9 protein-coding genes are annotated in these 12,301 nt (G+C 65.5%); 3 read left to right on the top strand and 6 right to left on the bottom strand.

Annotation, left to right across the window (positions count from 1 at the left end):
* Nucleotides 1-37 precede the first annotated feature (37 nt).
* Nucleotides 38-703 carry a guanitoxin biosynthesis heme-dependent pre-guanitoxin N-hydroxylase GntA gene (gene gntA / locus ABZ942_RS40320; protein ID WP_357391536.1) on the top strand — a complete coding sequence of 222 codons (666 nt, stop codon included), beginning with the start codon at nucleotides 38-40 and terminating at the stop codon, nucleotides 701-703.
* 154 nt (nucleotides 704-857) lie between these two features.
* On the opposite strand, the gene ABZ942_RS40315 is transcribed toward gntA, so the two are convergent.
* From ABZ942_RS40315 to hemA, 5 genes are all read right to left on the bottom strand, one after another.
* Nucleotides 858-2,465 (bottom strand): MDR family MFS transporter, encoded by a 1,608-nt coding sequence (locus ABZ942_RS40315; RefSeq protein WP_357391535.1) that lies wholly within the window; start codon nucleotides 2,463-2,465, stop codon nucleotides 858-860.
* A 111-nt stretch (nucleotides 2,466-2,576) separates the two neighbouring features.
* Nucleotides 2,577-3,338 (bottom strand): alpha/beta fold hydrolase, encoded by a 762-nt coding sequence (locus tag ABZ942_RS40310; RefSeq protein ID WP_357391534.1) that lies wholly within the window; start codon nucleotides 3,336-3,338, stop codon nucleotides 2,577-2,579.
* 33 nt (nucleotides 3,339-3,371) lie between these two features.
* Nucleotides 3,372-3,581 (bottom strand): DUF5988 family protein, encoded by a 210-nt coding sequence (locus ABZ942_RS40305; RefSeq protein ID WP_357391747.1) that lies wholly within the window; start codon nucleotides 3,579-3,581, stop codon nucleotides 3,372-3,374.
* A 128-nt stretch (nucleotides 3,582-3,709) separates the two neighbouring features.
* Nucleotides 3,710-5,260 (bottom strand): long-chain fatty acid--CoA ligase, encoded by a 1,551-nt coding sequence (locus ABZ942_RS40300; protein ID WP_357391533.1) that lies wholly within the window; start codon nucleotides 5,258-5,260, stop codon nucleotides 3,710-3,712.
* An 8-nt stretch (nucleotides 5,261-5,268) separates the two neighbouring features.
* Complete coding sequence (gene hemA / locus ABZ942_RS40295; protein WP_357391532.1) at nucleotides 5,269-6,621, bottom strand: 5-aminolevulinate synthase; 1,353 nt, start codon at nucleotides 6,619-6,621, stop codon at nucleotides 5,269-5,271.
* A 154-nt stretch (nucleotides 6,622-6,775) separates the two neighbouring features.
* Here hemA and ABZ942_RS40290 point away from each other — a divergent pair, with 154 nt between their 5' ends.
* Together ABZ942_RS40290 and ABZ942_RS40285 are read left to right on the top strand one after the other, a co-directional pair.
* Entirely contained in the window at nucleotides 6,776-8,005 is a 1,230-nt protein-coding gene (locus ABZ942_RS40290) for a glycosyltransferase family 4 protein (RefSeq protein WP_357391531.1), read from the top strand.
* Nucleotides 8,006-8,099: 94 nt separating this feature from the next.
* The gene (locus tag ABZ942_RS40285) at nucleotides 8,100-9,017 is read left to right on the top strand and encodes an ACP S-malonyltransferase (RefSeq protein WP_357391530.1); all 918 of its coding nucleotides are present in this window, start codon (nucleotides 8,100-8,102) and stop codon (nucleotides 9,015-9,017) included.
* A gap of 88 nt (nucleotides 9,018-9,105) precedes the next feature.
* Here the strand turns inward: ABZ942_RS40285 and ABZ942_RS40280 are convergent.
* Nucleotides 9,106-12,301 (bottom strand): SDR family NAD(P)-dependent oxidoreductase (locus ABZ942_RS40280; RefSeq protein ID WP_357391529.1); only part of this gene is annotated, 3,196 nt, incomplete at its 5' end.

Below are 12,301 nucleotides of genomic sequence, written 5' to 3'. Positions count from 1 at the left end.
CTCATCCGCAGCTCGCGAATGATCGGAGGGCACAAGCATGGCATCCGTCACCAAGACCCAGGCACGCGCCGAACTCGAAGAGTTCATTCAGAGCAAACCGTTCAGCTGTCTGGGGGCGCGAGCGGCGCTCAAGCGCGACACGATCACGCACGGGCACTATCAACTGCTCGGCGACGAAGAATCGGCCAAGGAGCACCACCAAGACCTGGCCGAATACGCGCGCAGTCTCCCAGGTACGTTGTCCGACAAGAGCTTCAGGACGTTCGTTGCCACGTTCGACGCGCCGGGCCTACTCGCGGAACTGGAGTTCGAGCAGCTGCTCTGGCAGCATCTGCAGCTCGTCCACGATATCGACAGCAAGGAAAACGCACCGGACACCCGGTTCGCCAGTGACCCCGGGCAGTCCACCTTCGGGTTCCAGACGGCAGGCCACGCGTTCTTCGTCGTCGGTCTGCATCCGGGCGCATCCAGGGCGAGCAGGCGATTCACCAGAATCGCGGCCGCGTTCAACTCGAACGTCCAGTTCGTACTGATGGGCGACTCGTTCACCCGGATGCAGGAGAAGATCCGAGGCCGCGAGGTCACCAACAACGGTTCGGTCAACCCGAGCTTCACGACCTACGAGTACACGCAACCCGCACGGCATTTCTCGGGACGGTTCACCGAAGACGACTGGAAGTGCCCGTTCCAATCCCGCAGCTGAGCGTGCTCCCCCCGCAGATCGGTACACTACCGGCATTCGGGCTCGGCGGGCCCCACCTCATCCCATGAATGAAGCTGGCGCAGTGGCGGATTCGGCTTGTGCTGACGAGCAGCCGTCCGGGTGAGGATGTCGTCGAGGAAGACAGCCCGCAGCTCTACCCATTCTGCGCCCGCTCGTCCTCCCCGGCGAGCACTGCCCGCTCTTCCGCCTCGGCGAGCAGCTGCGACACGCTCTGGTCCCGCAGCGGCACCTCCTTCATGCGCAGCGCCAGCAAACAGGTCAGCACCATGATGCCAGCGCCGAGCAGGAACACAAGGTTGATAGACGAGGCGAAACCTTCCCGGAACGGCTTGGCCAGTGTCTGGTCCATGGTGTCCAAGAAAGAAGAGTCCGCGGGGATCTGCTGATTGCCACTCAGAAAGTCGAAAAGCGGTGCGTTGCGCGGCATCTCGGCCGCCGCCGGATCGTGTGTCGCAGCGACGAACGCCTGGTCGGTGCCCGCATGCTGCAGCGCGTCGGAGACGTTGGCGCGTAGCGTCCCGAACATAATGGACAGGAACAACGCCATACCGAGGGCGCCGGCCATCTGCCTGATGAAGGTCAGCGAGGCGGTGGCCGCACCGGTGTCTCGCGCGGGCACCGAATTCTGCGCGGCTATGGTGACCGCCTGAGTACAGCTGCCGACGCCGATGCCGAACAACATGACCAGCAACACCGGCACCCATATCGGCGTCTGCACGCCGACGAAACCGAAGCTGATCATGCCTACCGCGGCAACGGCGGCGCCGGTCACCGGCAGTATCTTGTAGCGCCCGCGGCGAGAGATGATCAGCCCGGAGACGACCGTGGCGATGATGACGCCCAGCATCATCGGCAGCATGATCAGACCGGACACTATCGGCCTGACCCCGTGCACCAGCTGCAGATACAGCGGCACAAGGGAAATCGCGCCGAACATGCCCGCGCCGACCGTGCCTGCGATCAGCATGGACGTTCGATAGGTCGGCACCCTGAACAACGCCAACGGGATGAGTGCCGCCTCGCCGGCTCGCCGCTCCACGACCAGAAACGCGGCCAGCCCGAGCACACCGATAACCAGGCAGGCCAGGAAAAGCGGGGAATTCCAGCCCCATTCCCGCCCCTTTTCGAACAGCATGATGATCGGCGCTACGGCCACCAAAATGGTTGTGGCGCCCCAGTAATCGACCTTGGTCCCCCGGCGGTAATGCTTCACATTCAGCGCCTTGGCGGTCACCACCAGGGCGATGAGTCCGATCGGCAGGTTGATCAGGAAGATCCAACGCCAGCCCGCCACACCCAGGATGCTCGACGCGTCGGAGAACAGGCCCCCCACGGCGGGCCCGAGCACGCTGGCCGACACCCACACCGCCATGAAGTAACCCTGGTACCGCGCGCGGTCCCGTGGCGCCATGAGGTCCGCGCTGATCGTGTACGGCAGCGTGATCAATCCGCCGGCGCCGAGTCCCTGGATCGCACGGAAGGCCGCGAGTTGGTACATCGACTGGGCGAAGGCGCACATCAGGGAGCCGAGCAGGAACAACAGGATCGCGGTCAGGTACAGCGGTTTACGGCCGTAGATGTCGGCGAGTCTGCCGTAGATCGGGCCGGACACGGTCTCGGTTACCAGGAAGGCGGTGGTCACCCAGGCCAGTAGGTCGAGCCCGCCCAGCCCGTCGCCGATCGTCCTGAGCGAGGTGCTCATCACGGTCACGTCCAGCGCTGACAGGAATATTCCTGCCATGAGCCCCGGAAGAACCGCGAGTACGAGCCGGTGATTACTGGCCGCTTGCCCATCAGCCGCCTGCGGCACCGAGCTGCTCATAACGTCGTCGACCGCCTTTTTTCGAGATGATCAGCTGGTTCGCACGGTGCCCGAGACCGTGCTCAGCGCGTCTACCACCAGGTCGATCACCTGGGCGGCTTGCGCGTTCAGATAGAAGTGGCCGCCAGGAAAGGCGTGCAGGTCGAACCCGCCCGTCGTGTGTTCCTGCCATGCGCGGGCCTCCGCGAGGTCGACCCTGGGGTCGCTGGTGCCGAGCAGCGCACGGATCGGGATATGCAACGGCGGCCGAGGCTGGTAGCGGTACCGCTCGATGGCACGGTAGTCGCCGCGAATGGCGGGGAGCATGGCACGGAACAGTTCGTCGTCGTCCGGCAACTGTTGCTCGGTGCCGCTGAGCGCCCTGATCTCGACCAGTAGGCCATCATCGTCGCGCAGGTGGACGGTCTCTTCTCGATGCCGAGACGGCGCCCTGCGCCCGGAGGCGAACAGCATCAGCGGCGGCACGCCGGCGTCCTGCAATCGCTGCGCGACCTCGAAGCCGAGCGTCGCGCCCATGCTGTGCCCGAAAATCGCGAGCGGCCGGTCCGCCGCCCACGGCCGTAGCCGCTCGGCGACGAGATCGGCCAGCTCGGCAAGGTCGGCGATGCATGGCTCTTTCCGCCGGTCCTGGCGACCGGGGTATTGCACAGCAAGCACCTCGGCCACCGGACTCAATACCTTGGACATCGGGAAATAGAAACTTGCCGAACCACCAGCATGCGGCAGACAGGCGAGGCGTACCTCGGCCGCCGATGCCGGGTGATATCGGCGCACCCAGGTATCAGTATTCAATTCATCCACCATATTTCGTTGCCGCAGTACCGGCTACTCGGCAAGTTTGGTCCGACCGCACCATTTGAATACGGGCAATGAACCGTCCTCACGCGCCACAGAATCTCCCGTATACGCAAAATGCTCATAACCACCGGCGAACTGCACCTTGATCTTCTCGGTCACGTCCGCAGTCTTCCTGATGCGTTCCCGCTCGGGAAGTCTCTCGGGGCCACCGACCAGCACAACTGTGACAGCATCCATTTCACCCACCCCTCTCCTTTATCGCGATTTGTTTTAACTGCACACCATTTTTCCACAACGCCGCCGAATACGACGACCAAACACCGAAGATACCGGGAAGAATTGCGTCGAATAGGGGCCACTCGGGGTTACCCCAGGCGGGCAGGGCGGGCGAAACGACTGACGAGTTCACGCTTGAGCACCTTTCCGCTCGGCCCGACCGGGAAAGCGTCGACGAACTCGACGACGCGCGGATATTTGTGACCGGCCAGCCGGTCCCTGCCCCACGACACGAGCTGGTCGGCGAGTTCATCATGTGCCCGATGGCCGGGTGCGCAGCACACCACGGCGCAGACCTCCTCGCCGAGCCGCGCGTCGGGCACACCGATCACGGCGACCTGACCCACCGCGGGATGGCAGATCAGCACCTCTTCCACTTCGCGCGGGTAGACGTTGTACCCACCGCGCACCAGCATGTCTTTCTTGCGATCGACAATCGACAGGTAGCCGTCCGCATCCTTGGCACCGAGGTCACCCGAACGGAACCAGCCGTCGACGAGCACCTCGGCGGTGGCCTGCGGGCGGTTCAGGTATCCGGCCATGACGTTGTGGCCGCGGATCACGATCTCGCCGATCTCGCCGGTGGGCATCAGTTCGATCCGACCCTCGACTTCGGCATCCGCGACTTCCACCTGCACACCCCAGATCGGCAGGCCGACGGTGCCCGGTTTCACCGGCCAGTGCCGCTGGTTGTATGCCACCACCGGCGACGTCTCGGTGAGCCCATAGCCTTCGTAAATCGGGCAGCCGAAGGTGTCCTGGAATGCGTGCAGTGTGGTCACCGGAAGTGCGGCGCCGCCGGAGAAGGCGCGGCTGAGCGTGGGCACCGGCACACCGGATGCCACCGCGTCGAGCAGCGCGTGGTACATCGTCGGCACACCCATGAATGCCGTGCACCGCTCAGCGGTGAGCAGCCCCAGCGCCGCCGCGGCGTCGAATCTCGACATCAGCACCATGGTCGCGCCGGCCAGGAAGCACGTATTCATGCCGCAGATCTGGCCGAACGTGTGGAACAGCGGGAGGCAACCGAGTAGGACGTCGTCCTCGTCGAAGTCGAACGGAGCGAGCATGGTGGTGCTCACGTTCATGACCACGTTGAGTTGGGTGATCATCGCACCCTTCGGCTGCCCGGTGGTGCCCGACGTATAGAGAACGAGCGCAAGGTCTTCCGGCCTGCGCGGCAGATAATTCGCCACCGGCTGCACGCTGTCGGCAAGCACGTCCAACCGCGTATGGCCGGCGTCGGAGACTTCGCCGACGGTCAGCAGTTCCACCCCGGCGAGGTCGGCTCCCTCAGCTCCGGCGTCGAGCAGCGCCGCGTCGCAGATCAAGGCCCGCGCGTCCGCGTCGCGTAGCACGTATTCGATGTCGTTGCCGCGAGAGAGACCATGTACCGGCACCACCACGGCTCCGATGGCCAACGCGCCGAAGTAGACCATCGGAAACCGTGGTGAGTTCGCCAGCAACAGTGCGACCCTGTCCCCCGGTTGCACACCATGCTCCCGCAACGCCGCCGCGTATCGGCGCGCCGCGGCCCAGAGCTCGCCGTAGCCGATCCTGCGCCCCTCGAAGACCAGTGCGGGATGATTCGGCCGCCTGGCGGCCGAATCGGCAAGGATCGCAGCAACCGAAATGGACATGGCGGCACCTAGTTTCGGGCGACCAGTCGCGCCAGGTTCTGGTCGCACCACACCTGGTCGAGCGCCTCGGCTGTCTTGCGCACATCGCTGAGCGTGTGCACCGCCGACGGCGCCATCCGCAAGATTTCCTCGCCGACCCGCACGCTCGGCGCGTTGATCGATTGAATGTAGATGCCGTGCTGCTCGAGCAGCAGCTCCGACACCTTACGGCATTTCGCGTCGTCACCGACCAGCACGGAAACGATGTGTGACTGGTCGGAAAGGAACGGGATACCACGTTCGGTGAGCAGGCTGTGCAGCAGCTGCGCGTTGGCGGCCAGGGTGGTGCGCTCGGCATCCGACGATCGCAGATGCCGCACGGCGGCCAGCCCTGCCGCGGCGACGGCCGGTGGCAGCGCGGTGGTGAAGATGAACGGCCGCGAGAGCCGCCGCACCGACCCGACCAGCGCGGCCGGTCCTGCGACATACCCGCCCACTGTGCCGAAACCCTTTGCCAGGGTTCCCATTACCATGGTGAACCGGTCCGCGATACCTTCCCGCGCCGCGATCCCGGCACCCTCCGGGCCGTACATCCCGACCGCGTGCACCTCGTCGACGTAGGTGATGGCGCTGTACTGATCGGCGAGGTCGGCGATCTCGGCCATCGGGGCGACATCACCATTCATCGAGTAGACCGACTCGAAGACGATCAGCTTGGCACGGCCGGCCGGCGCCTCGGCGAGCAGCTCGGCCAGGTGCCGCACGTCGTTGTGCCGGAACACCTTTTTCTCCGCGCCGCTGTGCCGGAGTCCGTCGATGATGGACGCATGGTTCTTCTCGTCCGAGAAGACGAGGCAGTCGTCGAGAATACTGGGCAGTACGGTGAGCGCACCGTCGTTCGCGGTGTACCCAGACGTGAACAACAACGCATCTTCCTGGCTGTGCAACTCGGCGAGTTCTTTTTCCAGGAGCACATGGTGACGGTTGGTTCCTGCGATATTGCGAGATCCGCCCGCGCCGGCGCCGAACTCGTCGATCGCCCGCTTCATTGCCTCCAACACGGCGGGATGCTGTCCCATTGCCAGATAGTCATTACTGCACCAGACGCTGACTTCACCAAGATGGTCATATCGGCCATAGGTATTGGCCTTCGGGAAACGGCCGGCGACCCGGCCGATCTCCAAGAACTCACGCTCGCGGATGTCGGAATCCGTTATACTACGCGACAACAATTCCGTGCGCTCGGGCATATGTGCAACTCGTTTCTCGTGATTTCGACGACCACCGTGGCCGACGCCGCGCCAAAACCTCAACCCCAAAGTAAAGACTCGGCCGAGACACGAACAACCCCTAACTACCCTTAATGAGAACACATATGTCACACCGACACGACCGGTTCAGGCCGACCGATAATAGTCATCAACCCCTGGTTGTAATTCAGTATGATATTTCATATCAACCCGCGGTCGTAGTCGGTAGGAAGAATATTCCATGAATTCCGATGTGATAATCATCTAGGCATGAGTCCATGGACTGATGATCCCCCTGACGACTACGCATACGGTTGATACAACGTTCGATCACCGACGATGTGTTCGATTCCGAGGAGCAGAGAACGCCATGCGTATCCTCACGTTGTCCCGGGACTGCACTCTCGACGATGCGGGGAACGGCACGTCCGTTCACGCGCTGTCATCCGAGCTATGCAGGTTGGGACATGAGGTTGCGGTGCTGCCGTGCGATACAGAGCCCGGTGCTGCCGCCCCCGATTGCCAGTGGCTGGATCATTCGCCCGCTCCGTACGCGCAGGCGGCGCGCGCGTACTTCGCCGGGGAATGGTTGCCGGATCTGATCCATGCGCACGATATGCGAAGCGGACCGGCGGCGCTGCGACTCACCGACGCGGCCGATGTCCCGCTGGTCCTGAGCGTGCCGACAACCGAACCCGATGAACACCTCTGGCCCCGTTCATCATCGGAGCCGACCATCGACCCGAGGCAGCGCATGGCCATGCGTCGTGCCGACCTGCTTGTTGTCTGCTCGGTGGCCATGCGCCGGAAAATCGCGGCGGCCTACCGGCTGGATCCGGCGTCGATCGAAGTGCTCCGGCACGGCGTCGACCTGAAGACCTGGCACAAGATGCCGATCGCTTCCACCTGGGCCGGGCAACTGTACAACCCGGACCGGTCACCGCTGCTATTGACCTTCGGCAGGCTGGACGAAGCGGCCGGAGTCCAGGACCTGGTGTCGGCGATGCCGCTGATCCGCCGCGCGCATCCAGGCACCCGGCTGGTGGTGGCCGGCGACGGAAGCTACCGGAAGACGCTGTGCGAGCAGGCGACTCGGTACGGCCTCGCCGCCGTGACAACCTTCCCGGGTGAGCTCAATCTGGCCGACCTTCGGGCGGCTATCGGCGCCGCCGACGTTGTCGTGCTGCCTGGACAGCCCACCTGCGACTCGGCCGTGCTGTGGACGGCCGCGGTCGGTACGCCGCTTGTCGCGTCGCGCGCCGGTGCGCCGGCGGAGGTGATCCTCGACGGCAGCACCGGGCGGCTGTGCCAACCCGGCAGTGTCGCCGATCTGGCCGACGCGGTATCTGCCGAACTCAACGATCCGGCGCTGGCGCAAGCGCACGCCGAGGCGGCTAAGGCCAAGGTGCGTGCCGAGTTCGGCCTGCGCGCGATCGCCGAGCGATCCGCCGAGCTGTACCGAGCCACGGTGCACCGTTACCGCACCGCAGCCGGACTGCTGCCTAGGGGAACGTAGGGGTGTCCTCGAAACGGGCCGATACATAAGGTCGGAAGCACCGCATATGTCATCCGTTCGGCGGGTAGGCCACGATAGTGATGGGCAGATAATAATGACGGCCAAGACCGCAGTCATCTTTCCCGGTAAGGGAGTTGTCGACCACCGGAAGCTCACGAAATTCCTGATGCTCAATCCGGCGGCTCGGCGCAGGCTCGCTACCGCGGACGACGTCCTCGGCTACCGCGTACTCGATCGGTACCGCCCGGACGACGACCACTCCGAGGCAGCGCAGGTGGCATTTCTAGTTGCCTGCCTTGCCCTTGCCGACTGGGCCGAAGAGACTGCCGGCATCGATCCGGCGGTGTGTGCCGGACCAAGTTTCGGGCAAAAGGCACTGACCACATACGCCGGCATGCTGCCGTTCTCGGAGACAGTACGGCTGACGGCCGAGCTGGCTCGGGTCGAGCAGGACTACTTCACTGAGTGGCATACCGACACGGTCACCCACTGCTTCGTCCGCGTTCCCGAGGACGACTTCCAGCAGGCGCTCGCCGACATGGCGGTGGACGGGATGTGGTATGAGCTCTCCGGCGTAGTGGACGACGGTTTCTATTTCGTGTCGCTACGTGAGCCGGACCTGCCCTGGCTGATAGACCGAGTGCGCGCCGCGGGCGGCTACTCGATGGGCACGATGCGTCCGCCCGTGCACGCCAGATCATTTGGCGAGCTGCGGCAGCGCGCGAGCACCGTGCTGGACGGTTTTCAGCTGTCCGCGCCGCGGCTGCCGGTCCTCAGTGACCAAGACGGCTCCGTCGTCGAGACACCGGCGGCCGCGCGGGCGATGCTGCTGGACACCTTCGACCAACCGATCAACTGGCCGAAGGTGGTCCGCGCGCTGGCCGAGCACGGTGTGCGCAGTCTGCACTTTCTCGGGCCGGACACGCTGTTCCACCGGGTGGACTGTGTCCGTGGTTCGTTCGAAGTCACCCACATCGACACCGGTACGCCGCTGCGTCCGCGCCCGCGATAGTCCGCGGTTCCGCACCGGCACTGCCGGTTTCGCACCCTGATCACTCTTCGGCGGCGCCGGGCGACAGTGCCCGGCGCCGCCGTTGTGCTCAATCCCTTTCGACCCAGTCCCGGACCAGTTCCGCGGTACTACCCGCATGTTCATCCAGCATGCTGAAGTGATCGCCGCGCGTATCGAGCACGCTGTGCGGCAGCGGCCAGCCGGCCCGCTCGTCCATACCCGGTAACCGTTCGAGCGCGCGAACCAGCAGTGTCGGTGTGTGTATCGCGGTCGGCCGCCAACCATCGAAGAGCTGAAAATAGGTAGTCATCGCCATCAGCCGCTCGTCGGTGACCGGGCCGAATGGGCTATCCGCCGCGGACACCGCGCCGGCCAGCCTGTTCTCGACCCCGGCGAACGAGGTGGTGTCCAGTGGATAGGTGTCGAGCAGGATGAGTGCCCGCGCCGGGTTGCCCTCCCGTTCCATCCGCGCCGCGAGTTCGTGCGCCACCAGCCCGCCGGAAGAGTGTGCCACCAACACCACCGGGGCCCCGGCGACCGACTCGGCCAGCGCGTCCACCTGAGCCACCGCCAATGCGGCCACGTTCTCCGGCAACGCCTCTCCCGGCCCGAACCCGGGCAGCGGCACCGCGGACACGGTCCGCCGGTCGCGAAACGCCGCAGCGAAGCGGGCATACTCGTGCGGGCCCGACATCGCCAGCATGGACGGCACACAGACCAGCCCGGGCTCCTCGTCGCCGCGCACCAGCCGGATCACCGAAGGCCGGTGCCGCGCCGCGGTATCGGTATCGAACGACGGCCGGAATCGAGCGGCCGCGGTGACCAGTGTGAGCAGCTCGGGCACCGCGCCCAGTTCAGCGGCTTTGGCAAACATCGGCGCGAAGGTACCGGCGGAGTGGGTCGCAACCGGCGCACCTGCCGGGTTCCCGATGGTGCGGTCCAGCTCCGCGTGCAGATGTTCGGCCAGTGCGGCGGCCGTCGGATTGTCGAATACCGCCGTCGCGCCCAGTCGGATGCCGGTGGCCCGATGCAGCCGGTTGCGCAGGTCGAGCGCGGCCAGCGAATCGACGCCGAGCTCGACGAGCACCGTGCTCCGACCGATCGAGTCGGTGTCCGCGTGCCCGAGCACCTTGGCCAGCTGGGTGCTGACCAGGTCGAGCAATGCGTCGCCCCGATCAGCTGCGGACATCGTGCGGAGCCGGGTGCGCAGGCCTGCCGAACCGTCGTCGGTCGCGGACGCTTGGCGCCGGATCAATCCGCGCAGCAGCGGCGGCACCGGCGCGTCCGGGTCGGCACCAAAGGCCTTGCGCAACAAGGACAGGTCAAGTCGCATCGCCACCGGTACGGGCACCCCGGCGTCCAGCGCGGCGTCCAACAGCGCCATGGCCTCCTTGCCGGATAGCGCGGCCATGCCCGACATCGCGAACGCACCGACGTCGGCGTGCCGCGTCATCTCACTGGTCTGTGCCCACAACCCCCATGCCACCGATACGCTCGGCCCACCGCGGGCACGGATCAATCCGTCCACGAATCCGTTCGCGGCGCTGTATGCGGCCTGTCCAGCGTTGCCGAATATCCCGGCCGCCGAGGAGTACGCGATCAGCGGCACTGTGCGTGGCAGCAGCTCGACCAGATTCAAAAGGCCGTCCGCCTTGGCGCCGAGGGTGATGTCGAGGTGTTCCGCGGTGATTGTTTCCACCGTGCCGTCCCGCAACGCACCCGCCGCGTGCACCACCGCCGAGACCGGGTATTCGGCGAGCACCGCAGCCAGTGCCGCACGGTCGGCGACGTCACAGGCGATGGCGACCACCGTCACGTCGAGCTCGGTGAGCTCGGCAACGAGGGCGCCCGCGCCCTCCGCATTCGCACCTCGGCGCGAAACGAGCAGGACCCTGCGGGCACCGTACGCGGTGACCAGATGCCGCACGGTAGTCGAGCCGACCACACCGAACGCGCCGGTCACCAGCACCCAGCCGGACTCGGCGGCAGCGCGTAGCGCGACAGGCTCGGCCGCCCGCTCGGACATCCTGGCCAATCGCGCAGCGTGTGCGGTGCCATCGCGGAACCAGAGCTGGTCCTCGTCGCTGGCGAGCGCTCCGGACACATCGTCGGGAACGTTCTGGTCGAGCGTCAGCACCAGGAACCGGCCGGGGTGCTCGGCCTGCACCGAGCGCAGCATCGCGCACGCGGCGGCCACCACCGGGTCATCGATGTCGCGGAAAAGCAGCACAAGGCGGGACACGGCGAATCGATCATCGGCCAACCAGGCGCGGACCCGATCGAGCAGCCGGCCGAGCAGCTCGCGCAGGGTGCCGTCGGCACCGCAGCACACCAGCACATTTGCCGGAATTCCTTGCGCGGCAAGCTCGTCCGAATTGCCGAAGGACCTGCCACCGATATCGAAGAGGTCCGCACCGAGCACCGCGAAGTCAGTGGTCGGCGGGCCGAGGCGGATGGGCGCCCAGTCGATCCGGAACAGTCCGTCGTGTTGGCCGCCGACGATCGAATCGGCATCTACCGCGCGTAGGGTCAGCGAATCCACGGTGAGCACTGGGTTGTTGTGTTCGTCTGTCGCGGTGATAGCGACCGCGTCCGGACCCGCCGGACTGAGTTGGCAACGCAGACTAGTTGATTCAGTCCCACGGAGCCGGACACCTTGCCACCCGAACGGCAGATAGGTGCGGGCCGGATCGCGAGTGAAATCACCGAAAGCGATACCGTGCAAGAGCGCGTCCAACAACGCCGGATGGACAGTGAAACCGCCCGGTTCCCCGGCGCCGGGCAACTCGACCTCTACCCAAACCCGCTCACCAGCACGCCACGCCGCCCGCGCACCCTGAAACAAGGGACCGTATTCCAAACCCGCGGTAGCCAATTCGTCGTATAACCCAGCAATATCCACCACCTCAGCACCGACCGGCGGCCACTGATCCCACCCGGCATCCACAGCGTCACTGGTCACCGTGTCGCTGGTCAGAGTGCCGGAAGCGTGGGTGGTCCACACACCGTCCTCGCCGGCAGCCCGGGTATGCACCACCACAGCGAATACCGTGGCACCAGCACGATCATCAGCCGATTCCGCGGTGATCATCACTCGCACATCCAACGGTGTCTCACCCGTCACTACCACCGGTGCCTGCAACATCAGCTCCGAAACCACGCCGCACCCCAACTGCCGTCCTGCGCTGGCCACCCACTCCAGCAACGCGGCACCAGGAATCACCACCGTGCCGGCCACCGCGTGATCAGCCCACCACGACTGCCCCACCAACGACACCTGCCCC

Origin of the sequence: Nocardia sp. NPDC046473 (assembly GCF_040645995.1) — a bacterium.
Lineage (GTDB): Bacteria > Actinomycetota > Actinomycetes > Mycobacteriales > Mycobacteriaceae > Nocardia.
This window is presented reverse-complemented; position numbering and strand designations above follow the sequence as displayed.